Consider the following 22,785-nt stretch of genomic DNA (forward strand, 5'->3'; position numbering starts at 1 on the left):
GCTTGCGCTCTTCGCTCAGGCCGCCTTGCGGCTGTCGCGCAGCTCGCGGCGCAGGATCTTGCCCACATTGGTCTTGGGCAACTCGCTGCGGAACTCCACGAACTTGGGCCGCTTGTAGCCGGTCAGGCGCTCCTTGCAGAAGGCGATCAGCTCGGCTTCCGTCAGCGCGGGATCCTTGCGGACCACGTACAGCTTGACCACTTCGCCCGAATGCTCGTCCGGCACGCCCACCGCTGCCACCTCCAGCACGCCCGGGCACTCTGCGGCCACGCCTTCGACCTCGTTCGGGTACACGTTGAAGCCGGACACCAGGATCATGTCCTTCTTGCGGTCGACGATCTTGGTGTAGCCGCGCGCGTCCATCACACCGATGTCGCCGGACTTGAAAAAGCCGTCGGCCGTCATGACCTTGGCGGTCTCGTCCGGGCGGTTCCAGTAGCCGGCCATCACCTGCGGGCCGCGGATGCAGATCTCGCCAGCCTGGCCGAGCGGCACGTCCGCGCCGTCGTCGTCGCGAATGGCGATGTCGGTCGACGGCAGCGGCAGGCCGATGGTGCCGGAGAACGCGTCGGAATCAGTCGGGTTGCAGGTCGCCGAAGGCGAGGTCTCCGACAAGCCGTAGCCCTCGATGATCGGGCAGCCCGTCCTGGCCAGCCACTTCTTGGCCACCGCTTCCTGCACCGCCATGCCCCCGCCGTTGGCCACGCGCAAGCCGGAGAAGTCGACCTTGTCGATATCCGGGCTGTTGATCAGCGCGTTGTACAGCGTATTGACCGCCGGGAACATGTTGAACTTGTACTTCTGCAGCTCCTTGATGAAGCCGGGGATATCGCGCGGATTGGGGATCAGCACGCTCAGGCCGCCGCTGCGCATGCCCAGCAGGCAGCAGACCGTCAGCGCGAAGATGTGGTACAGCGGCAGCGCCGTGATGGTGATCACCTGGTCGATCGGTGCGCCCTTGGCCAGCGCCGGCTGCATCCAGGCTTCGGACTGCAGCACGTTGGAGACGATGTTCCGGTGCAGCAGCACGGCGCCCTTGGACACGCCAGTGGTGCCACCGGTGTATTGCAGGAAGGCGACGTCGTCCGGGCCCGTGGTGGCGGGCTGCAACTGCATGCCGCGCCCCTCTGCCAGCACTGCGTTGAAGCGCACGCAGTTGGGCAGTTCCCACGCCGGCACCATCTTCTTGACGTTGCGTACCACGAAATTGACGATCGCGCCCTTGAGGCCGCCCAGCAGGTCGCCCATGCTGGCCACCACCACATGCTTGACCGGCGTGGCGGGCAGCACTTGCTGCAGCGTGGTGGCGAAGTTCTCGAGGATGACGATGGCTTCGGCGCCGCTGTCCTTGAGTTGATGCTCGAGTTCGCGCGGGGTGTAGAGCGGATTGACGTTGACGACGACAAAGCCGGCACGCAGCACCGCGGCCAGCACCACCGGATACTGCAGCACGTTGGGCATCATGATGGCCACGCGCGCGCCCGGCTTGAGCCCGCGCGACTGCAGCCACGCCGCGAATTGCCGCGACATGCGGTCAAGTTCGCCGTAGGTGATCGACTTGTCCATGCACACAAAGGCACGGCGATCAGCATAGGTGCGGAAGGACGCCTCGAGCAATTCGGCCAGCGAGCGGAACTGACTGCTATCGATCTCGGCAGGCACGCCGGCCGGGTAATGCTTCAGCCACAGTCTTTCCATGCACCGTCTCCTGATTTTCTGAATGGTCGTTCGATTTTCGACAGATGCTAAACGCGCGACCCGGTTAAGACAACACGTTAGATGAAGTCCTCTGGACTCACCCCACCGTCTGACGTGGAGTTTAGCGCACAGTTCAACCTGGACTGGGGAATTCCCCTAGCGGCTTGCGCCAGGCCGCAACGAAATGCCTTGTCGAAGTCAGGCGTTCACCGGCAGCACCATCTTCATCATGCTCATGGCCAGCTCTTCCGCCAGCGCCTGCGCCTCCATGCGCTCGGGCTGGTGCCAGGTGTACATGAAGCCAACCACGCTGCCGATCGCATGGGCGGTCACGCGCGCGTCGCCATAGCTGAACACGCCCGTGCGCTTGCCTTCCTCCAGCAGCGCATAGAGGTCGCGGTAGAAGGCGCGCGCCATATTGCCCAGCCACGTCACCGTTTCCGGCCGCAGGTACTGGTTGTCGCGAAAGCTGAGCGTGGCGGGCACGTAGCAGGCAATGCAACGCCGCGCCATTTCCAGCAGGCAGGTATGCAGGCGCTCGCGCACCGGCAGCGCCGGGTCGGCGGTCTCGCGGATGACCGGCAGGCAGGTCTGCGCGGACTCGCGGCACAAGATGTCGAAGATCTCGTACTTGTCAGTGAAGTAGTAGTACACCGCCGGCTTGGTCACGCCCAGCGCGCGGCACAGGTCGTTCATCGTCATGCCGGGATAGCCCTTGGTATAGAACAGCTGGGCAGCGGCATCGAGGATCTGGCGGCGGCGCGCTTCCTGCCGCTCGGCGATATGCGAGCGGGCAGGTACGGCGTCCGGAGCGATCTCCGGAGCGGCCTCGGCGGCGGGAGCGGTTTTCTGTGCAGTCGGCATGACGCGATTCTCGCATGGCGCCGTGGCTGGAAGGCCCGGCAGTCCGTTTTGGCGTTGACCCGCTCCCCCTGAAACCTGGATTCACGCGGGCGGCACCTGGCTTGACGCATGACGGCAATGCCAATACGATCATACCCAAGGGTAAACAAATATACCAAAGAGTAAATTTCGCCAGCCCAAGCCGGCTTGGCGGCCCATCAGCAAGGAGACACCGCCAATGGACGAAACGACCTACCTGGCCGACATGCATGCGCGCTGGCAGCGCGCATGGCCCGAGCGCACCCCGCGCACGCCGCAATATCCGCTGGGGCGCCAGCCGCTCACGGACATGCTGCGCCACTGGGGCCGCACCCGGCCAGACCGCCCCGCGGTGATCTTCTACGGCCACGAAACCACCTACGCGGAGCTGGACGCGCAGAGCGACCGCTGCGCCGCACTGCTGGCAGCACACGGCGTCGGCGCCGGTGACCGCGTGGCGGTGCTGATGCCGAACTGCCCGCAGTTCCACATCGTGTTCTTCGGCATCCTCAAGCTGGGCGCCGTGTACGTGCCGATCAGCCCGCTCTCGCAGCGCGCCGAGTTGCAGCACGCGCTCACCGACAGCACGCCGCGCGCGCTGATCGCGCTGGACCAGTTGGTGCCGCTGGTGCGCGAAACGCGCGCCGCGCTGGGCGCGCAGGATCCGCTCGCCCTGCTGTTTTCGACCAGCTTTGCCGACGTGATTCCCACCGAGCCCACATTGCCGCTGCCGCCCATGGTGCAGGCCCCGCGCCATGACTGCGAAGCGGACGGCCACGCCATCGACCTGCTGTCCGCGATGGCGGCGTGCACGCACGCAGCCCCTGCCACACCGGCCTCGCTCGATGCCGTGGCCGCGCTCAACTACACTGGCGGCACCACGGGCCTGCCCAAGGGCTGCATCCACACCCAGGGCGATATGGTGGACATGGCGGCCGCGTTCGGCGCGGTCTCGCTCGACATCGCCGACGACAGCGTCATGCTGGGCTTCTTCCCCGAGTTCTGGATCGCGGGCGAAAACCTCTGCCTGATCTTCCCCGCCTTCTTCGGCATCCCGCTGGTGCTGCTGGCGCGCTGGGATCCCGAGACCTTCATTGCGGCGGTGCAGCGCTACCAGGTCACCAACGCGTCGATGCTGGTGGACAACGCGGTGGAAGTGATGGAGCACCCGCACGCGGCGCAGTACGCATTGCGCTCGCTGCGCTACGTGGGCGTATCGTCCTTCGTCAAGAAGCTCAACCTGCCTTATCGCCGCGCGTGGCAGGCGCTGACCGGCTCGGTCATCGCCGAGACCGCCTGGGGCATGACCGAGACGCAAACCTGCAACACCTTTGCCTACGGCATGCAGGACGATGACCTGGACCTGCGCGCCCAGCCCATCTTTGTCGGCCTGCCCGTGCCGGGCACCGAGTTCAAGATCTGCGACTTCACCAGCGGCGAGCTGCTGCCGCCGGGCGCCGAGGGCGAGCTGTGCGTGCGCACGCCGACCCTGCTCAAAGGCTACTGGAACAAACCCGACGCCACGCGCGAGTCGCTGCGCAACGGCTGGTTCCACACCGGCGACATCGGCCTGATCGACGAGCACGGCTACCTGCACTACCTGGGCCGGCGCAAGGAGATGCTCAAGGTCAACGGCATGAGCGTGTTCCCGGCCGAGATCGAGGCGCTGCTGGGCCAGCATCCGGCCATTCTCGGCTCGGCGGTGCTGGGCCGCGCGGATGAGGACCGCGGCCAGCTGCCGGTAGCCTTTGTCATGCTCAAGCCCGAGGCCATCGGCACGGTGGACAACGCGGCGCTGGTGCAATGGTGCCGCGCCAACATGGCCGTCTACAAGGTGCCGCTCGTGCATATTGTCGACGCCCTGCCGCTGACCGCCACGGGCAAGGTGCGCAAGCAGGACCTGGCGCCGCTGGCCGAGCAGCTTGGCTGATCCCGCGATGCCCTTCCCTATGAAATCCGCCACATTCACCTTCTTCGCATCATGACGTTTCGCAAGCTACTGATCGCCAATCGCGGTGAAATCGCCATCCGCATCGCCCGCGCCGCCGCCGCAATGGGCCTGGAAAGCGTGGCGCTTTATAGCGAGGACGATCGCGACGCCCTCCACGTGCGCAAGGCCGATGGCGCGGTGGCGCTGCCCGGCACCGGCCCGCGCGCCTACCTCGATATCGCGCAGGTAGTGGAAGCCGCGCGCCGCAGTGGCTGCGACGTGGTCCACCCGGGTTACGGCCTGTTGTCCGAGAACGCGGAGTTTGCCCAGGCCTGCCTGGATGCCGGCCTGGCCTTCGTCGGCCCCGCACCCGACGTGCTGCGCCTGTTCGGCGACAAGGCGCGCGCGCGCGCGCTGGCGCACGAGTGCAACGTGCCGGTGGTGCCGGGTTCCACCGGGCCGACGACGCTGGAAGCGACGCATGCGTTCTTTGCCTCGCTGCAAGCGCCAGGCAAGGCGGCCGGCATGATGATCAAGGCGCTGGCCGGCGGCGGCGGGCGCGGCATGCGCGCGGTGCACGCGGCAGCGGACATCGACGAGGCTTATGCCCGCTGCGTCTCCGAGGCCACGGCCGCATTCGGCAACGGCGCCGTCTACGTGGAGCGCATCGTGCATGCACCGCGCCATATCGAGATCCAGGTGGTGGCAGATGCGGCCGGCGGCGTGATCGCCCTGGGCGAGCGCGAATGCAGCCTGCAGCGCAGGCACCAGAAGCTGGTTGAAGTGGCACCCAGCCCTTCGCTCGATGCTGGCATGCGTGCGCGCCTGGCCCAGGCCGCGATCACGCTGGCGCGCGCCAGCGCCTATCGCGGCATCGGCACCTTTGAGTTCCTGCTGGGTGCGGATGCTGCGAATGGTGCGGATGGCGAGTTCTGGTTCATGGAGGCCAACCCGCGCCTGCAGGTGGAGCACACCGTCACGGAAATGGTGACCGGCGTGGACCTGGTCCAGCTGCAGCTGGCCATTGCCGCCGGGCAGGACCTCGGCCACCTCGGGCTGGCGCAGGCGCCCGCGCCGCGCGGCATCGCGGTGCAGTTGCGCATCAACGCCGAGCACCTCGACGCGCAGGGCCAGTTGCGCCCCGCCAGCGGCCGCATCGATGCCTACGAGCCGCCCAGCGGCCCCGGCGTGCGCGTCGATGGCGCGGGCCATGCCGGCATGACGGTCAACCCGCGTTTCGACTCGCTGCTGGCCAAGCTGATCGTGCATGAGCCCGGCGGCAACTACGCGCGCGCTCTGGCCCAGGCTTATCGGGCGCTGTGCGAGTTCCGCATCGAAGGCATCGACACCAACCGCAGGCTGCTGCAGGACCTGCTGCTGCGCGACGATGTGCGGCGCAACGCAGTCCACACGCAGTACCTGGACGCGGCGCTACCGGCCCTCGCTGCGCAGTCGCAGGGCAGCGATCCCGGCCATCCGGCGCTGCATGCGGTGGCCGCGGCCAGCGGCCCGCAAGCGCTCGCATCCACGCTGCCGGACGACCTGCCCGAGGATGCCGAGCTGCTCAGCGCACCCATGGATGGCGCGCTGGCAGCGGTGCAGGTGCGCCCCGGCGACCGCGTGCGGCGCGGCCAATCGCTGGCCATCATCGAAGCCATGAAGATGGAGCACCCGCTGGAAGCGCCAGGCGCGGGCGAAGTGCTGCGCGTGCTGGCCGCGCCCGGCGACGTGCTGCGCGCGGGCGCACCGGTGATCGTGCTGTCGCTGGATGACGGTGGCCATCATGGAGCGCAGGCCGGCGCCGCCGTGGATCCCGCCCATATCCGCGCGGACCTGCGCGACGCCCTGGCCCGCCACGCGCTCACGCAGGATGCGGCCCGCCCGCAGGCGGTGGACAAGCACCATGCCCGCGGCGGGCGCACCGCGCGCGAGAACATCGCCCAGCTGTGCGATGCAGGCTCGTTCATCGAGTACGGCGCGCTCGCCATCGCCGCGCAACGCCAGCGCCGCAGCGTGGAAGACCTGGAGCGCGCGACGCCGGCCGACGGCATCGTCACCGGCATTGGCACCGTCAACGCCGAACGCTTCCCGGCCACGGATGCGCGCTGCATGGTGCTGGCGTACGACTACACGGTGCTGGCCGGCACCCAGGGCTTCTACGGCCACAAGAAACTGGACCGCATGCTGGCGCTGGCGCGCCAGTGGCGCCTGCCGGTGGTGCTGTTCGCCGAAGGCGGCGGCGGGCGGCCCGGAGACACCGACACCCCGGTGGTGGCCGGGCTGGATTGCACGTCCTTCATCCAGTTCGCGCGGCTGTCCGGCCAGGTGCCGCTGGTGGGCATCGTCTCCGGGCGTTGCTTTGCCGGCAATGCCGCGCTGCTAGGCTGCGCCGACGTGATCATCGCCACGCGCAACGCCACCATCGGCATGGGCGGCCCGGCCATGATCGAAGGCGGTGGGCTCGGCGTGTTCGCTCCGGAGGAAGTCGGCCCGGTGAGCGTGCAAGCACCCAACGGCGTGATCGACGTGCTGGTCGACGACGAGATAGCGGCGGTGGAGACGGCGCGCCGCTACCTGTCCTATTTCCAGGGCGACCTCACCGACTGGGAGGCCGGCGATGCGCGCGCGCTGCGCCACCTGATCCCTGAGAACCGGCTGCGCAGCTACGACATGCGCGGCGTGCTCGCGGCGCTGGCCGATCACGACTCCGTCCTGGAGCTGCGCGCCGCCTTTGGCGCGGGCATCATCACCGCGCTGATCCGCATCGAGGGCCGCGCCTTCGGCTGCATCGCCAACAACCCGCGGCACCTGGGCGGCGCCATCGATGCCGCAGCCGCCGACAAGGCCGCGCGCTTCATGCAGCTATGCGATGCGCACGGCTTGCCCATCGTCTCGCTGTGCGACACGCCTGGCTTCATGGTGGGACCGGAGGCGGAGAAGACCGCCACGGTGCGCCACGTCTCGCGCTTGTTCGTCACCGCCGGCGCGCTGCGCGTGCCCTTCTTCACCGTGGTGCTGCGCAAGGGCTATGGCCTCGGCGCGCAAGCCATGGCGGGCGGCAGCTTCAGCGCGCCGTTCTTTACCGCAGCCTGGCCCAGCGGCGAGTTCGGCGCGATGGGCATCGAGGGCTCGATCCGGCTGGGTTTTCGCAAGGAACTGGAAGCGGTGGCCGACCCGGACGAGCGCGAAGCCTTGTTTGCGCGCATGATCGAGGGCGCCTACCAGCGTGGCCGAGCGCTTAATATGGCTAGCCACCTGGAAATCGACGCCGTCATCGACCCGGCCGACACACGCCACTGGCTGCTGCGCGGCCTGGCCTCCGCGCTCCCGGCATCGGCCGCGCGCGATACGCCGGCGGCCGGATCGCGCCGTTTCATCGACACGTGGTGACAAGCAGAAGGAGAGGATCGATGTCCCATGACTTGAGGCACGCGCCACGCGCCGCCGCCAGGATCGCCGCGCTGGCGTGTGGCGTGTTCATGCGCAGCGTCGCCGTTGCCGCGCTCGCGCTGGCCGGCGCGCTGCCGCTACAGGCCCAGGAAAAGGCGCAGGAAAAAACGCAGGACGCCGCCGCACCCATCAAGGTGGCGTTCATCGACCAGTTGTCCGGGCCGCTGGCCAACGTGGGCCAGATCTTCCAGGCCAACCTGAAGTTCGCGCTCGACGACGCCAACGCCCAAGGCGGCGTGCTCGGGCGCAACTACGCGCTGGTGAGCTACGACAACAAGCTCTCTGCGCAGGAAAGCCTCATCGCGCTGCAAAGCGCGATCGACGCCGGCGTGCAAGTGGTGTTCACCGGCGCATCTGGCTCGCCGGTGGTCACGGCGCTGGTGGAGGCCGTCAACCGGCACAACGAGCGCAACCCCGGGCAGCGCGTGCTGATCATGAACTACGCGTCGCTCGACCCCGACCTGACGGGCGCGCGCTGCAGCTTCTGGCACTTCGCCACCGAGGCGAACACGGCAATGAAAATGCGCGCGCTGGCCAATTTCGCGCGCGAGCAAAAGGGCATGCGCAAGGTCTACCTGCTCAACCAGGATTACACCCAGGGCCGCATCTGGGCAGCACTGGGCCGGCAGATGATCGCGGGAGCGCGGCCCGACGTGCAGTTCGTCGGCGAGGCGCTGCACCCGCTGGCGCGAGTCAAGGACTTCGCGCCGTACATGAGCCGGATCAAGGAAAGCGGCGCCGATACCGTGGTCACGGGCAACTGGGGCCAGGACCTCAGCCTGCTGATCAAGGCCGGCGGCGAGGCCGGCTACGAACTGAACTACCTGAACCATAGCGGCGGCGGCGCGCCCGGCACAGTGCTGGCCGTGTCGCAGGCAAAGAACGCGCACCTGACCTGGGTGGCCGAGTACCTGCCCAACGGCGACGATCCGGTGCTGGCTGCGCTGGCGGCGCGGGTCAGGCAAACCCCGGCGGGCGAGTACTTCGCCCCGCGCGTGCTGATCGCCGTGCAAATGCTCAGCGAGGCGATTCGCCGCGCCAGATCCGACGACCCGACCAGCATCGCGTTTGCGCTCGAGGGCATGCAGTACCGCTCGCCCGTTGGCGACGTGCTGATGCGCAAGAGCGATCACCAGTTGCTGTTGCCGCAGGTGGTCTCGACCATTGCGCCGGTGGACGGCAAGACCGTCAAGGTTGGCGTGGAAGGCACGCAGTACGGCTTCCGCCTCGACAGCACGACGGCAGGGGGAGACCTGAACCTGCCGTCGGTCTGCCGGATGAAGCGCCCAACGGGCACCTAGTCAGTCCATCAAGGCTTGGCACCCGCCGCGGGCGCGGATGGCATGTCGGGCGCGCCGCTGGCGCGTGCCGCGCCGATCGCGGCCCCTACCGCGGTCCCGCTCTCGCCGGCGGTCAGCGCGTCACCGCCGCTGGCCGGGGGCGCCAGCTCACGCAGGCGGGCATCGCGTTCGGCGCGCGGCAGATCGCCGATGCGCCTGACCTCGGCATAGAACGCCGTCCAGTCGCCACCGTTTTGCGCCAGGAGCACCGTGAAAGCCGGCACCCATTGCTGGTAGGTCGCCACCGCGGCAAGCTGCGCATTGGTCAGCGGCCGCTCGAACCAGCGATCATAGCCGCTGTAGCCGCCCCACTCTTCCTTGAGCTTCGCATAGCGCGCACGCAGGCCGGCGAAGATTTCCGTCTTGCCCGCGCGCTTGGCATCGTCTGACAGGGGCGAGTGATAGAGCGCATCGAGGCGATCGCGCGCGTCCAGCAGCATCGCGCGAAATTGCTGGCGGCGCAGGTCGTACTGGCGGTAGCTGGCGCGGGCATCGGGCGACGCCGCGAGCGCCAGCCAGCGCTCCACCCCGGCCGTTTCCACCGCGGTGGCAAAAGACTCGTTGAAGGTGGTGTCATTGCGCACATAGACCACCTGGTGCGCCAGTTCGTGGAAGATCAGCCGTGCCAGCTCGCCTTCGGGCTGATAGACGAAGGTATTGAGCAGCGGGTCGTCGAAATAGCCCAGCGTGGAATACGCCGGGATGCCGGCGACATACGGCTCCAGGCCCTCCTTGCGCAGGCCCTGCGCATAGCCGTCGGCATCTTCCTGCGCGTAATAGCCGCGGTAACTGATGCAGCCCACCACCAGGAAGCACCACTTGTGCAGTTCCATCGACAGCTCGGGGGTGGCGAACACGCTCCACACCACATACGACCGGTGCAGGTTGGCGTAGCGCCGGTAGCTGCCGTTGTCCGGCAGCTTCAGCTCATGCGAAGCAAAGTCGCGGATGGTGCCGGCGAGGGCCAGGCGCTGAGCCAGCCGCGTGTCCTTGGCTTGCTGGGCCGCGGCAATGGCGTCGGGCAATGGCCGGGAATCCGCCATCACCCCAAGGTGGCCGCCGATCGACTGCGCGTAGTAGCCGACCGTGTCGCAGCCGGACAGCAGCGCGGCAAGCCCCAGTGCAGCCAGGGCTTGAAGCGTGCGTGCCGGGCGCAGGTTCATGGTGGCTAGGCGGTGGCGGTGGCGGTGGCGGTGGCGGTGGCGGTGGCGGCGGCCGTGGCCGTGGCCGTGGCCGTGGCCGGTGCAGCTTCCACTTGCACCAGGCAATCGTAGAACACCGGCGCACGGCCCAGGTCGGTCAGCCGCTGGCTGGTGAGCTCGTTGGCGTTCTTGCCATCCGGCGCCAGCTTCTTCCACCAGATCGACAGCCCCACCACCAGCCCGCGCCGGGCCCGGTCGGTCACGCGCGCCCGCGCCAGCATGCTGCCGCGGTCGTTGAAGGCGCGCACCATGCTGCCACTGGCGATACCGCGCGGGGCGGCGTCATCAGGATGGATGTCCAGGTGCGGCTCGCCTTCGGTGGCGCGCAGGCTGTCGACGTTGACGAACGAGCTGTTGAGGAAATTGCGCGCCGGCGGCGAGATCATCGCCAGCGGATAGCGCGCAGCCAGTTCCGGCGCGGTCGCGGGGGTCTCGTACGGGGGCACGTAGTCGGGCAAGGGATCGAGGCCGTCGCGGCGCATGATCTCCGAGTAGAACTCGCACTTGCCGGACGCCGTGGCAAAGCCGCCTTCGGCGAGCGGCGCCGCCGGCAGGTTGAGCTTTTGCCAGCCCTGTGCCTTGAGGGACTCCCAACTGATGCCTGCCGCGCGCGGGTCCGTGGCCACGATGGCCTGGGCGGCGATATCTTCGTCGCTATCGGCAAAGCACGGCTCGGCAAAGCCCATGCGCTGGGCCAGGCGGCGGAAGATCTCGGTGTTGGGCACGGCCTCGCCCAGCGGCGCGATGGCCTGGTTGTTGGCCAGGAAGTACGTATGGCCGTAGGCCTTGTGCACATCCACGTGCTCGAGCTGGGTGGTGGCCGGCAGCAGGATGTCGGCGTAGTCAGCCGTATCGGTGCGGAACTGCTCCAGCACCACGGTGAACAGGTCCTCACGGGCGAAGCCTTCGGCCACCTTGGTCGACTGCGGCGCTACCGCCACCGGGTTGCTGTTGTAGACCACCAGCGCCTCGATCTTCGGGTTGCCCGCGCCGTCACCGGCATCCAGCAGCGCGTCACCGATGGTGCTCATGTTGACCGTGCGCGGCAGCGCCGGCAGGCCCGGCAGCAGGTCCGGGCGCTGTAGCGCCAGGTTGTCCACCGGGAAGAAGCCCGATGTGGACAGCTGCAGGCCCCCGGCCGCGTGGCGCCAGGCCCCCACCAGCGACGGCAGGCAGGCCACAGCGCGCACCGCCTGGCCGCCGCCGTGCGAACGCTGCATGCCATAGTTCAGGCGGATCGCCACCGGCTGGCGCTCGCGCACCGCGAGTTGCCCGTAGAGGCCGGCCAGCCATTCGATGTCATCCACGCTGATGCCACAAATCTCGGCCGCGCGCTGCGGGGTGTAGGCCTGGGCGCGCTCGCGCAGCGCCTCGAAGCCCACCGTGTGGCTCGCGATGTACTCAAAGTCGAGCAGGCCGTCGCGCATCAGCACGTGCATCATCGCCAGCGCCAGCGCGCCGTCGGTGCCGGGCATCAAGGCGATGTGGCGATGGCATTTCTCGGCAGTCAGCGAGCGGTACGGGTCGATCGCCACCAGGGTGGCGCCACGCCGCTTGGCTTGCTGCACCCGCGTCCAGAAATGCAGGTTGGAGGCGATGGGGTTGCCGCCCCAGATGATGATGAGCTTGGCATCGGGCACATGCTCGATATCCATGCCGATGCTGGCGCCATAGGTGTAGCGCAGCGCGGTGGCACCGGCGCTGGCGCAGATCGTGCGGTCAAGCAGCGAGGCGCCCAGCTTGTGAAAGAAGCGCGCCGCCATGCTCTCGCCCTGCACTAGCCCCATGGTGCCGGCATAGCTGTACGGCAGGATGGCCTGCGGGTCGCGCGCGGCGATGGCAGACAAGCGCGTGGCCACGGTGTCCAGCGCCTCGTCCCAGGAAATCGGCTCGAACTTGCCTTCGCCCTTGCGGCCGACCCGCTTCATCGGCGTCAGCAGGCGGTCGGGGTGGTAAGTGCGGTCCGTGTAGCGCGACACCTTGGTGCACAGCACGCCCTGGGTGCCGGGATGGTCGGGATCTCCCGCCACCTTGGTCGCGCGGCCGTCTTCAACGGTGACGAGCAAGGCACAGGTATCAGGACAATCGTGCGGGCAAGCGGCACGGACGATGCGGGAAGCCATGGATTCTCCTGGCAAGCAATTGGGGACGGGCGGCGCGACTGCCATGGGGCAGCAGCATTGGGGCGGCTGAGCGGCCACACGCGGCGGGGCCTGGTCACCGTGCAGAAAGGCCGTTGCCGGACTAGCCTGGTGGCGTCGCGTGTTGTATGCCGGCGTCGCCCCGACGGGCACCGCCGGGGGAAATTGTTAGGCTCCGATTGTATTCGATTATGATAGCCCGACGCTGCGCCAGGGGATGGCGCCAGGGCAGCGCCGGCACAGACCGGCAAGGCATTCACGGGTAAAGAACACACCGTTTTTCACGGGGAAACCATGCAAGTGCATTCTGGGGTCAGGGCCTGGCGCATTGCCGGCCTGCTGGTGGCATGCGCCATCGGCTCATTCGTTGCCAATGCCAGCGCCGAGAACGGCGTCAGCGCGGACACCATCCTGCTGGGCCAGTCGGCTGCGCTCACCGGGCCTACCGCCATGCTAGGCAAGCAGCTCAATTCTGGCGCGCAGCTCTACTTCGACTACATCAACCAGCACGGCGGCATCTACGGCCGCAAGATCGAGCTCAAGGTGCTGGACGACTTCAACGAGCCGGAATCCGCCGCCAAGAATACCCGCGCGCTGATCGACGAGGACCACGCCTTCGCGCTGTTCGGCTACGTCGGCACGGAGACCGGCGAGGCCTCGCTGCCGCTGGCCACCCAGGCCAGGGTGCCGTTCTTCGCGCCCTACAGCGGCGCCCAGTCGCTGCGCGAGCCGTTCAACCGCTATGCCTTCCACGTGCGCGCCGGCTTCAACGAGGAAGCCGCGGCCATCCTGCGCCAGGTCCGCGTCACCGGCCTCAAGCGGGTCGCCGTGGTCTACAACGAGGACGCCTACGGCAAGGCCGGCCTGGAAGCGCTCGAGCGCGCCCTCAAGGCCGCGCCCGACAGCGGCGTGCAGATCGTCGCCCGCGAGGGCGTGGTGCGCAATACGGTGGAGATCGGCGACGCCATGCAGGGCTCCATGAAGTCCAAGCCCGACGCGGTGGTGATGATCAACGCGTACCGGACCACTGGTGCCTTCGTGAAGGAAGCGCTGCGCCGCGGCTTCAATGGCCAGTTCTATAACGTCTCGTTCGTCGGCACCCAGGCACTCGCCAAGGAAGTCGGCGCCAAGGGCAGCGGCGTGATCATCTCGCAAGTCATGCCCCACCCAGGCAATGCCACGCTGCCGGTGGTGCGCGAATACCTGCGCCTGCTGCAGGCGGCCGGCAAGCCCAACGAGTTCGACTACGCCAGCATCGAAGGATTCATCGCCGCCAAGGCCTTTGTCGAAGGCACGCGCCGCGCCGGCAAGGACCTCACCCGCGAAAAGCTGATCACCGCGCTGGAAAGCATGAGAAACGTCGACCTCGGCGGCTACATCATCAACTTCAGCCCGGACAGCCACGTCGGCTCGAAATTTGTCGAGATGACCATCATCAACTCGCGGGGGCAGGTCATCCGCTGATGGGCACATGGCCCGTCTCGCGCACGCGTGAGACGGGCCAGATGCTGACAGCACCTACGCCATGTCGTTCAGGTGGCAAGCCGAAAACCGCATCGGCGCGATTTCCTTCAACAACGGCTGCTCCTCCCGGCAACGCGGCATCGCGTGCGGGCAGCGCGGATGGAAATGGCAACCCGGCGGCGGATTCAGCGGCGAAGGGATCTCGCCCTTGATCGCGACGAAGGTCTTCTTGCCCACTTCCAGCTTCGGGGCCTCGGCCAGCAGCGCCTGCGTGTAGGGATGGTTGGGGCTGGCGAAGACATCTTCCGCCGGCGCCGACTCCACCACCCGCCCCAGGTACATGATCACCACCCGGTCGCTGATGTGCTTGACCACGCCCAGGTCATGGCTGATGAACAGGTAGGTCAGGTTCAAGTCCTGCCGCAAGCGCATGAAGAGATTCAGCACCTGCGCCTGGATCGAGACATCCAGCGCCGCCACCGACTCATCGCACACCAGGAATTCCGGCTTGACCGCCAGCGCACGCGCTATGCCGATGCGCGCGCGTTGCCCGCCCGAGAACTGGTGCGGAAAGCGGCGAAGTACGGTGGGGTCCATGCCCACGCGCACCAGCATGTCTTCCACGTAGCGCTTCTGCTCGCTGGCCGGCACCATGCCGTGCACGACCGGCGCCTCGCCAACGATATCCATCACGCGCAGGCGCGGATTCAGCGATGCATACGGATCCTGGAAGATCATCTGGATCGCCAGCTGCTTCTCGCGCTTCTTTTCCGGCGGCAGGCGGTCCAGGTCAACGCCCCGCCACAAGCGGGAGCCTTCGGTCAGCGAATGCAGGCCCACCGCCATGCGGCCCAGCGTGGACTTGCCACAGCCGGACTCGCCGACGAGGCCCACCACCTCGCCCGCGCGAATGGACAGGTCGACCCGGTCGACCGCATGCACTACCTCCTCCTTCGCCCCAGCGCCGAAGAGATTGGCGATCTTGGCTGCGGCGTCGAGCGATTTGACGAAGCGCTTGGACACGCCTCGCAACTCGAGGATGGGCGCGTTGGGCGTGGGTTCCGCGCTGGAATCAGTTGTCATGGCGGCGAGGGCGGGATCAACAACGGCGGCGCTCATGCGGCCTCCTGCTGGGAGAGAACCGGATGAAAGCAGCGCAGGCGGCGCCCGTCTGCCGCGGTGTCGAGCGGCGGCGCGGTCTTGCACACATCGGTAGCGTAAGCGCAGCGCTCGCGGAAAGCACAACCAGCCGGCAGGTTCAGCAACGATGGCGTCATGCCGGGAATCTGCCGCAGCGGCGCGCCACGCGGGTTGCGCGACGGCGCGGAGCTGATCAGGCCGTGCGTGTAGGGATGCTCGGGCCGCTCCAGCACCTGGCGCACATCGCCGGCTTCGACGATCTTGCCCGCGTACATCACACACACGGTATCGGCCAGGCCGGCCACCACGGACAGGTCGTGGGTGATCCAGATCAGCGCGGTGCCGGACTCGCGGCACAGCTTCTGCATCTCGTACAGGATCTGGCCCTGGATGGTTACGTCCAGCGCGGTGGTGGGCTCGTCGGCGATGATCAGGTCGGGCTTGTTCAGCAGCGCGATGGCAATCGCCACGCGCTGGCGCATGCCGCCCGAGAACTGATGGGGATAGGCGCGCAGGCGCTCGTCCGGCGAAGGAATGCCGACGCGTGCCAGCGCGTTGCGGGAGCGCTCGCGCGCCACCGCCTTGTCGACCTTCTCATGCGCCAGCACGGCTTCGATCATTTGCGTGTCGATGCGCAGGACCGGGTTCAACGTCATCATCGGATCCTGGAAGATCATCGCGATGCGGTTGCCGCGCACATCGCGCATCTGCGCCGGCGTGAGGTTGCGCAGGTCGCGCGTGACGCCGTCGCGGCTGGTCAGCTCGATGCGGCCATCCACCACTTTGCCGGGCGGATCGATCAGGCCCATGATCGAGTAGCCGGTCATCGACTTGCCCGATCCGGACTCGCCCACCAGGCCCATGATCTCGCCTCGATCAACCGAGAACGAGACATCGTCGACGGCGCGCGCGACACCGCCGCGCGTGAAAAACTGGGTCTTGAGGCCTTCCACCACAAGGGTCGGTTTGCTCATATTCGCTCCTGTCGTGCTGCGTTACTGCGTTTGCAGGCGCGGATTGAGTACATCGCGAAGCTGGTCGGCGACCAGGTTCATGGCCACGATGGTGACCACCAGCGCAATGCCCGGGAAGAAGCTGATCCAGTACTTGCCGGACAACATGTATTGCTGTCCGTTGGCGATCAGCGAGCCCAGCGACGGCTCGGTAATGGGCACGCCCAGGCCAAGGAAGGACAGCGTGGCCTCCAGCGTGATGGCGGACGCCACCTGCAGTGCCGCGATCACGATCAGGGGCGGCAGGCAGTTGGGCAGCAGGTGGCGGAACATGATCCGCCCCGGCGGCAGGCCCAGGCAGGTGGCGGCCTCGATATATTCCTTGCGCCGCTCCACAAGCGCCGCGCTGCGGGTGGTGCGGGCGTAGTAAGCCCACTGCACCGCCACCAGCGCGATCACGATATTGCCGATGCCGGGCCGCAGGAACGCCAGCAGGATCAACGCCAGCAGGATGGGCGGAAACGACAGCTGCAGGTCGGCCACGCGCATGATGATGGCCTCGACGCGGCCGCCGAGGAAACCGGCGATCAGGCCGAGCGTGGCACCCAGCAGCAGCGCGATCACGGTGCTGACCACGCCCACGCCGATGCTGATGCGCAGGCCGTACATCACGGCCGAGAGAATGTCGCGGCCCTGCTCGTCCGAGCCAAGCAGGAAGGTCATGCCACTGCCGGACTGCTCGCCCGGGGCCATGCGCGCATCGAGCACGTCGAGCGTAGCGAGGTCATACGGGTTCTGCGGCGACAGCCAGGGCGCCAACAGCGCGATCAGCAAGATGATGATCAGCAAGGTCAGGCCGGTCACGGCGATCTTGCTCGAGAAAAACTGGCTGGCGAAGCGCCGCAGCGGGGTCTGCTCGGCTAGCGGCGGGGCCACGGTGGTTTCGGTTGCGGTTGTCATGAGCTCAGCCCTTGTTGTCGGCGATACGCACGCGCGGATCGAGCACGCTGTAGATGATGTCCACCAGCAGGTTGATCAGGATGAACAACGTCACGATCACCATCAGGTAGGCCACGATGACCGGCCGGTCGAGCAACTGGATGGAATCGATGATCAGCTTGCCCATGCCGGGCCAGGCGAAGATCGATTCGGTCACGATGGCAAAGGCGATGATCGAGCCGAACTGCAGGGCAATCACCGTGACGATGGGGATCATGATGTTCTTGAGCACGTGCACGCCCACGATGCGCGTATTCGACAGGCCCTTGGCCCGCGCGAACTTTACGTAATCCATCAGCATCGCTTCCTGCGTGCCGGCCCGCGTGAGACGGATCACCATGGCGATATTGAGCAGCGACAGCGTCACCGCCGGCAGCAGCAAGTGGCGCAGGCCGTCCACCGTCAGGAAGCTGACGGGGATGCCTAGCAGCGAGGTGGTTTCACCGCGCCCGTTGGACGGCAGCCAGCCCAGTTGCACCGCGAACACCATGATCAGCATCAGCCCGACCCAGAAGGTGGGCAGCGAGAAGCCGAGGATGGAAACACCCATGATGGTCTTGCCAGCCACGCCGCCAGGACGCAGGCCCGCCCACAGCCCGAGCGGGATGCCGAGCAGCACGGCCAGCAGGATGGCGCACACGGCCAGTTCCATGGTGGCCGGCATGCGCTCGAAGATCAGCTTGAGCGCGGGCGTGCCGTGCGCGAACGAGGTGCCAAGGTCCCCGTGCAGCGCGTTGCGCAGGAAGATCCAGTATTGTTCCCAGAGGGGCTTGTCGAGTCCGAGCGCCGCGATGGTGCGCTTGATGTCTTCCTGGTCGGCCTGAGGATTGATCAGGATATCGACCGGGTTGCCGATGGCAAAGACGCCCAGGAAAACCAATAGCGACATGACGAAGAGCACGACTACGCTCTGCATCAGGCGCCGAATAATGAAAACCAGCATGTTCGGAAGCTTTCCTTCGCCGATGACAGGCCACGGCGCCTGTGGGCGCCGCCTGGCTGCACCGGCAGTCGGCTCGTGGCTAGGCCCGGCTACCGTCCGGGGATGATTCGCCGGGAAGCGGCCACCCAGACCGCGGACGCTTCCCGCTTTTACCTGCAGATGATCTTGTGTCCGGGGAGCGCGACATTGTGGTCGTGCTCCCCGGCCTCACCGCTACCGCCCAAGGCTTCGCTTCACTGCGGCTTGAAATTGTGTGCGTACGTGCGTTCGTCGGTACGCGGCACGTATGTGATGCCCTTCTGGGTGGCCCAGGTGGTCACCTGCTGGTGGATCGGGATGATACCGCCATCGTTGATGGCGATCGCGGTAGCTTCCTGCAGCAGCTTGGAACGCTCGCCGTCATCCACGGTGGCCAGCGCCTTTTCCAGCACCACGTCCATCTTGGGATTGCAGTACTCGCCCCAGTTGGTCGTGCCAAAGCCCTTCTTCGGATCCTCGCACGCCAGCAGCGCGCGCAGCGGCGAGCTCACTTCGCCGGTTTGCGCACCCCAGCCCAGCAAGCCGAACGAGAATTCGTGCTTGATACCCTTGGAAGAATAGGTTGCCATCGGCATCCCCTCTACCTTGGTCGCAATGCCGATGCGGGTCAGGTTCTGCGCAATGGTCTGAGCGATCTTCTCGTCGTTGACGTAGCGGTTGTTCGGCGTGTGCAGGGTGATGCCGAAACCGTTCGGGTAACCCGCCTCGGCCAGCAGCTTCTTGGCGCCTTCCGGGTCGTACTTGACCGTCTTCAGGTTCGGGTTGTAGCCGAACAGGGTGGGCGGCACCAGGTTGTTGGTCGGCTCGGCGAGGCCTTCCATCAGGCGGTCCTTGATGCCCTGGCGGTTGATGGCCATGCTGATGGCATTGCGCACACGCGCATCCTTCAGCGGGTTCTTGTCCATCGGCGCGCCTTCCTTGGTGGTGACAAAAGGCGACTTGTCTTTCTTGTCATCGGTGTACAGGTAGATCACGCGATGCGAGATCTTGGAGAAGAAGGACAGCTTCGGATCCTTGCGCACCTGCGGCAGGTCCGGCGTCGGCACGTTCTCGATCGCCTGCACGTCGCCGGACAACAGCGCTGCCATGCGGGTGGCGGGGTTCGGGATGAAGCGCAGCGTCACCTTGTCCCAGGCGGGCTTGGGGCCCCAATAGTCGGGGTTCTTCACCAGCTCGACCCGGTCGTCGCGCGCGTAGCTGACGAACTTGAAGGGGCCGGTGCCGATCATGCCCTTGCCTTGCGCGAAGTCGTCCGAGGTCAGGCCCTGCGTGGCCTTCTTCTGCACGATGAAGATCGACGTCAGGTCGTTCAGCATCAGCGGGTACGGCGTGTTGGTGGTGAGCTGGATGGTGTACTTGTCGATCACCTTCTTGTTGATGATCGCCTTGGTGTAGACGTCGAACTTGCCCGGGCTGTTCTGGATGGTGGACGGACGCTCGAGCGACCAGACGATATCGTCGGTGGTGAGCTCCGAGCCGTCGTGGAACTTCACGCCCTTACGGATCTTGAATTCCCAGGTCAGGTTGTTCACCAGCTTCCAGGACTCGGCCAGGCCGGGAATGATCTTGCTGTCCGCATCCATCTTCACCAGGCACTCGAACATGTGTTCGGAGACGTTGATGTTGGAGAACAGGTTGTAGAAGTGCGGATCCATCGAGGTCGGGGGCGAACTCATGGCCAGCTTGAAATCGACCGCGTGGGCCTGGCTGGCAAAACCGAAGCTCATGGCCGCGGTTACCACCATGGCACCGAATGCCTTCTTGCATGTGCGAAGGGACATCGCGCAATTCTCCAGGGAAGAAATGTAGCAAATGACTACTAAGGGCAGCGCAGGCAAATCAGGCCATGCGCCGCATTTTGGTGCGGCTACGGACGCAACAGGCGGCAACGTTGCCAGGCAAGCACATCAAGCATGAACTGTTCCAGCACTGCACCATGCGGGGCAATGCGGGGAAACCCCCGCGCTGGTTGGTGGTGATGCGCTGCGGGAGCGCCGGTGAAAGTGGCGGAAGTGTCGTGCCGGGCGCCTGTTTTGGCGCTTTGGACTAAGGCGTCGTATGATCGGGGTATCCATCGCCCTCAACTGGCATCATGACACTCATCCCCGAAATTCTTCAGGCGCAGCCTGAAATCCGCAGCATCCGACGCGACATCCATGCCCATCCGGAGCTTTGCTTCAAGGAGGAACGGACTTCCGACGTGGTGGCGCAGAACCTCGCTGCCTGGGGCATCGAGGTCCATCGCGGCCTTGGCACCACGGGCCTGGTCGGCGTGATTCGCAACGGCAGCAGCAAGCGCAGCATCGGCCTTCGCGCCGACATGGATGCCCTGCCGCTGCAGGAGGCCAACACCTTCGGCCACCGCTCGCAGCACGACGGCCGCATGCATGCCTGCGGCCATGACGGCCACACCGCAATGCTGCTGGGCGCGGCACGCTATCTGGCCGAGCACCGGAATTTCGATGGCACCATCAACCTGATCTTCCAGCCGGCCGAAGAAGGCGGAGGCGGCGCGCGCGAGATGATCAAGGATGGCCTGTTCGAGCGCTTCCCGTGCGATGCCGTGTTCGGCATGCACAACTGGCCCGGCATGCCGGCCGGCAGCTTTGGCACCACCGCCGGCCCGCTGATGGCGTCGAGCAATGAATTCCGCATCGTCGTGCGCGGCAAGGGCGCGCATGCTGCGTTGCCACACAACGGCAACGACCCGGTCTTCACCGGTGCGCAAATCGTGTCCGCGCTGCAGGGCATCATTACCCGCAACAAGCGCCCGATCGATGCCGCCGTGATCTCGGTCACGCAGTTCCACGGCGGCGATGCCACCAACATCGTGCCGGACCAGGTCTGGCTCGGCGGCACGGTGCGCACCTTCACGCTGCCGGTGCTGGACCTGATCGAGCGCCGCATGGAGGAAGTCTCCAAGGCGGTTGCGAGCGCCTTCGATTGCACCGTGGATTTCGAATTTCACCGCAACTATCCGCCCACCGTCAACAGCGCAGCGGAAACCGCGTTCGCCGTCGAAGTGGCGAGCGAGCTGGTGGGCGCGGGCAATGTCGACGGCAAGATCGAGCCGACCATGGGCGCCGAGGACTTCTCCTTCATGCTGCTGGAAAAGCCCGGGTGCTACCTGTTCATCGGCAATGGCGAAGGCGTACACCGCGAAGCCGGCCACGGCCTTGGTCCCTGCATGCTGCACAACCCCAGCTACGACTTCAACGACGAGATCCTGCCGGTCGGCTCGACCTTCTTCGTGAAGCTGGCGGAGAAGTGGCTCGCGCCGGCTTGAGCGCGCATCAGTCCAGCGCGATGTCGCCGTACCAGCTTTCGGCGCGGCTCCTGGTGTTGTCGGTATCGGTCATGAGGCCGATCGCCACCACCTTGCCCGGATCGGCCCCGAAGGCCTTGCGATAGTCGGCGCGCAGGTCGCGCCGGTGGCAACGCCATTCGCCGGTATGCCGGGTACCGGAGTCGACCACGATCATCCGCACACGCTCAGTGTGCGGATTCGACACCACGGATCCTTCAGGCTTGCGCCCGCCCCAGATGTACATCAGCGTGGCATAAGGCATCTCTCGCCCCGTTGTCAGCCGCGCCATTTCGTACATCAGCTGATCCTTTAACGAGAGGCCGCCTTTGTCGCCATCGAAGGCGACGAAGATGCGCAGCGGCGAGTCCTCGCGCGGGGCCAGTGAGTTGTCAGCGCTACGGATGACGTCGCGCGTTTTCCATGTCCAGTTCAGCATGCCCGGGTCGCGCCCGACCAGTGGTACGTACAGGCCGGATGCAGAACTGTCGGCTTCGGCATGCAACACCATGCGCTGGTCGACTTCTGTCAGGGTATAGCGCGTGGGAATCTTGTTGCGATTGACGGTCCAGGGCTGCCAGCCTGCCGGCTTGCTAAGCCCGCTTGGTGTCGCGGAGAACAAGGGCAGGCGCTTCAGCGTAGGGTGCTCTTCCGGCTCGCTGGACTCGGCATGATCGGCTTCGGCTGGGTCCTGGCTCGTTGCGATCAGGCCCGCTGTCGCGCTCTCGGCGGAAACCGGCGTCTGCGCCGGTTCGGCTAGCCTGAGCTGCTCAATGTGCGCGGCAAAACTGCTGCAGTCGTTCGACGAGAGCGCAGCCATGGCGCCAGGCCCCGACAGCGGGATCGGTCCCCGCGGCGTGGACGCCGTTCCGAGTGTGCTGCAACCCGTCAAAACAAGCGCACCTACCACGCTGGTCAGTACCAACAGGCAAAATCTGGCCGCCATTCATCCCCCAAACCTGGATGCCACCGCCTGGTCACGCCTGTTGGCGCGCACCGGCCCGGACTTATTTCAATCTTTCGAACTGCATCAATGCATCGAACCGCGTCACGCCGGACCAAGCCGGAGCTTGAGGCAAACGGTAACAGAAGGATATGGGCGAAGGAAGGCTCGGGTACCCTGACGCGGGGATTCCCGGTGTGGCGACAGCGCTGTTTCCGTCGCTACTTCGATTGCACTTTCGATCGCGCAAAAGCAAAACCCCCCAGTACTTTCGTACTGAGGGGTTTCAAGGGAGAGCCTGGCGATTACCTACTTTCACACGGGTATCCGCACTATCATCGGCGTGGAGTCGTTTCA

Annotated in this window: 16 protein-coding genes; 6 read left to right on the forward strand and 10 right to left on the reverse strand. The window is 66.4% G+C overall.

Annotation, left to right across the window (positions count from 1 at the left end; translation table 11 throughout):
• Positions 1-15: 15 nt before the first annotated feature.
• Positions 16-1,698, reverse strand: coding sequence for a long-chain fatty acid--CoA ligase (locus AC1RQC_RS09145; protein ID WP_183037063.1), 1,683 nt, complete (start codon positions 1,696-1,698; stop codon positions 16-18).
• 198 nt (positions 1,699-1,896) lie between these two features.
• Positions 1,897-2,562, reverse strand: coding sequence for a TetR/AcrR family transcriptional regulator (locus AC1RQC_RS09150; protein WP_492882996.1), 666 nt, complete (start codon positions 2,560-2,562; stop codon positions 1,897-1,899).
• Between the two features lie 217 nt (positions 2,563-2,779).
• On the opposite strand from AC1RQC_RS09150, the gene AC1RQC_RS09155 reads away from it, so the two are divergent.
• From AC1RQC_RS09155 to AC1RQC_RS09165, 3 genes are read left to right on the forward strand one after another with little or no spacing between them, the layout of a single operon-like run.
• A complete protein-coding gene (locus tag AC1RQC_RS09155) occupies positions 2,780-4,510 on the forward strand; it encodes an AMP-binding protein (protein WP_492882998.1) in 1,731 nt (576 codons plus the stop codon).
• A gap of 51 nt (positions 4,511-4,561) precedes the next feature.
• Positions 4,562-7,900 carry an acetyl-CoA carboxylase family protein gene (locus tag AC1RQC_RS09160; RefSeq protein WP_492883000.1) on the forward strand — a complete coding sequence of 1,113 codons (3,339 nt, stop codon included), beginning with the start codon at positions 4,562-4,564 and terminating at the stop codon, positions 7,898-7,900.
• A gap of 20 nt (positions 7,901-7,920) precedes the next feature.
• Positions 7,921-9,261 carry a branched-chain amino acid ABC transporter substrate-binding protein gene (locus AC1RQC_RS09165; RefSeq protein WP_492374458.1) on the forward strand — a complete coding sequence of 447 codons (1,341 nt, stop codon included), beginning with the start codon at positions 7,921-7,923 and terminating at the stop codon, positions 9,259-9,261.
• 8 nt (positions 9,262-9,269) lie between these two features.
• Here the strand turns inward: AC1RQC_RS09165 and AC1RQC_RS09170 are convergent, their stop codons facing one another.
• Together AC1RQC_RS09170 and AC1RQC_RS09175 are read right to left on the reverse strand one after the other, a co-directional pair.
• Positions 9,270-10,463, reverse strand: a complete 1,194-nt coding sequence (locus AC1RQC_RS09170) for an aminopeptidase (protein WP_492374459.1) — start codon at positions 10,461-10,463, stop codon at positions 9,270-9,272.
• Between the two features lie 5 nt (positions 10,464-10,468).
• Complete coding sequence (locus AC1RQC_RS09175; protein ID WP_492883003.1) at positions 10,469-12,625, reverse strand: molybdopterin-containing oxidoreductase family protein; 2,157 nt, start codon at positions 12,623-12,625, stop codon at positions 10,469-10,471.
• 312 nt (positions 12,626-12,937) lie between these two features.
• Between AC1RQC_RS09175 and AC1RQC_RS09180 the strand changes: the two genes are divergently transcribed.
• Positions 12,938-14,107 (forward strand): ABC transporter substrate-binding protein, encoded by a 1,170-nt coding sequence (locus AC1RQC_RS09180; protein ID WP_416049761.1) that lies wholly within the window; start codon positions 12,938-12,940, stop codon positions 14,105-14,107.
• Between the two features lie 54 nt (positions 14,108-14,161).
• Here the strand turns inward: AC1RQC_RS09180 and AC1RQC_RS09185 are convergent, their stop codons facing one another.
• The 5 genes from AC1RQC_RS09185 to AC1RQC_RS09205 all read right to left on the reverse strand — a co-directional run bounded on the left by AC1RQC_RS09185 (position 14,162) and on the right by AC1RQC_RS09205 (position 19,962).
• On the reverse strand, positions 14,162-15,226 hold the full coding sequence (locus AC1RQC_RS09185) for an ABC transporter ATP-binding protein (protein ID WP_416049762.1): 1,065 nt from the start codon (positions 15,224-15,226) through the stop codon (positions 14,162-14,164).
• The gene (locus AC1RQC_RS09190; protein ID WP_492374461.1) at positions 15,223-16,221 is read right to left on the reverse strand and encodes an ABC transporter ATP-binding protein; all 999 of its coding nucleotides are present in this window, start codon (positions 16,219-16,221) and stop codon (positions 15,223-15,225) included. Before AC1RQC_RS09190 ends, AC1RQC_RS09185 begins: the two co-directional genes overlap by 4 nt.
• A 21-nt stretch (positions 16,222-16,242) precedes the next feature.
• On the reverse strand, positions 16,243-17,160 hold the full coding sequence (locus tag AC1RQC_RS09195; protein WP_492374462.1) for an ABC transporter permease: 918 nt from the start codon (positions 17,158-17,160) through the stop codon (positions 16,243-16,245).
• A 4-nt stretch (positions 17,161-17,164) separates the two neighbouring features.
• The gene (locus AC1RQC_RS09200; protein ID WP_006163472.1) at positions 17,165-18,142 is read right to left on the reverse strand and encodes an ABC transporter permease; all 978 of its coding nucleotides are present in this window, start codon (positions 18,140-18,142) and stop codon (positions 17,165-17,167) included.
• Positions 18,143-18,375: 233 nt separating this feature from the next.
• Entirely contained in the window at positions 18,376-19,962 is a 1,587-nt protein-coding gene (locus AC1RQC_RS09205; RefSeq protein WP_043349901.1) for an ABC transporter substrate-binding protein, read from the reverse strand.
• Positions 19,963-20,027: 65 nt separating this feature from the next.
• Between AC1RQC_RS09205 and AC1RQC_RS09210 the strand changes: the two genes are divergently transcribed.
• Together AC1RQC_RS09210 and AC1RQC_RS09215 are read left to right on the forward strand one after the other, a co-directional pair.
• Positions 20,028-20,231 carry a hypothetical protein gene (locus AC1RQC_RS09210; RefSeq protein ID WP_492883004.1) on the forward strand — a complete coding sequence of 68 codons (204 nt, stop codon included), beginning with the start codon at positions 20,028-20,030 and terminating at the stop codon, positions 20,229-20,231.
• A gap of 42 nt (positions 20,232-20,273) precedes the next feature.
• A complete protein-coding gene (locus tag AC1RQC_RS09215) occupies positions 20,274-21,467 on the forward strand; it encodes a M20 aminoacylase family protein (RefSeq protein ID WP_492883006.1) in 1,194 nt (397 codons plus the stop codon).
• 7 nt (positions 21,468-21,474) lie between these two features.
• On the opposite strand, the gene AC1RQC_RS09220 is transcribed toward AC1RQC_RS09215, so the two are convergent.
• Positions 21,475-22,305 carry a DUF3047 domain-containing protein gene (locus AC1RQC_RS09220; protein WP_492374465.1) on the reverse strand — a complete coding sequence of 277 codons (831 nt, stop codon included), beginning with the start codon at positions 22,303-22,305 and terminating at the stop codon, positions 21,475-21,477.
• Positions 22,306-22,785 lie beyond the last annotated feature (480 nt).

It is taken from the genome of Cupriavidus sp. GW822-FHT03E04 (assembly GCF_058801495.1).

What these genes read in the sequence shown, in the direction of transcription:
- AC1RQC_RS09170 (WP_492374459.1), bottom strand. Translation starts at nt 10,463, where the DNA reads ATGAACCTGCGCCCGGCACGCACGCTTCAAGCCCTGGCTGCACTGGGG.
- AC1RQC_RS09210 (WP_492883004.1), top strand. Translation starts at nt 20,028, where the DNA reads ATGCGCCGCATTTTGGTGCGGCTACGGACGCAACAGGCGGCAACGTTG.
- AC1RQC_RS09215 (WP_492883006.1), top strand. Translation starts at nt 20,274, where the DNA reads ATGACACTCATCCCCGAAATTCTTCAGGCGCAGCCTGAAATCCGCAGC.
- AC1RQC_RS09205 (WP_043349901.1), bottom strand. Translation starts at nt 19,962, where the DNA reads ATGTCCCTTCGCACATGCAAGAAGGCATTCGGTGCCATGGTGGTAACC.
- AC1RQC_RS09220 (WP_492374465.1), bottom strand. Translation starts at nt 22,305, where the DNA reads ATGGCTGCGCTCTCGTCGAACGACTGCAGCAGTTTTGCCGCGCACATT.
- AC1RQC_RS09160 (WP_492883000.1), top strand. Translation starts at nt 4,562, where the DNA reads ATGACGTTTCGCAAGCTACTGATCGCCAATCGCGGTGAAATCGCCATC.
- AC1RQC_RS09200 (WP_006163472.1), bottom strand. Translation starts at nt 18,142, where the DNA reads ATGCTGGTTTTCATTATTCGGCGCCTGATGCAGAGCGTAGTCGTGCTC.
- AC1RQC_RS09180 (WP_416049761.1), top strand. Translation starts at nt 12,938, where the DNA reads ATGCAAGTGCATTCTGGGGTCAGGGCCTGGCGCATTGCCGGCCTGCTG.
- AC1RQC_RS09150 (WP_492882996.1), bottom strand. Translation starts at nt 2,562, where the DNA reads ATGCCGACTGCACAGAAAACCGCTCCCGCCGCCGAGGCCGCTCCGGAG.
- AC1RQC_RS09165 (WP_492374458.1), top strand. Translation starts at nt 7,921, where the DNA reads ATGTCCCATGACTTGAGGCACGCGCCACGCGCCGCCGCCAGGATCGCC.
- AC1RQC_RS09185 (WP_416049762.1), bottom strand. Translation starts at nt 15,226, where the DNA reads ATGAGCGCCGCCGTTGTTGATCCCGCCCTCGCCGCCATGACAACTGAT.
- AC1RQC_RS09195 (WP_492374462.1), bottom strand. Translation starts at nt 17,160, where the DNA reads ATGACAACCGCAACCGAAACCACCGTGGCCCCGCCGCTAGCCGAGCAG.
- AC1RQC_RS09145 (WP_183037063.1), bottom strand. Translation starts at nt 1,698, where the DNA reads ATGGAAAGACTGTGGCTGAAGCATTACCCGGCCGGCGTGCCTGCCGAG.
- AC1RQC_RS09175 (WP_492883003.1), bottom strand. Translation starts at nt 12,625, where the DNA reads ATGGCTTCCCGCATCGTCCGTGCCGCTTGCCCGCACGATTGTCCTGAT.
- AC1RQC_RS09155 (WP_492882998.1), top strand. Translation starts at nt 2,780, where the DNA reads ATGGACGAAACGACCTACCTGGCCGACATGCATGCGCGCTGGCAGCGC.
- AC1RQC_RS09190 (WP_492374461.1), bottom strand. Translation starts at nt 16,221, where the DNA reads ATGAGCAAACCGACCCTTGTGGTGGAAGGCCTCAAGACCCAGTTTTTC.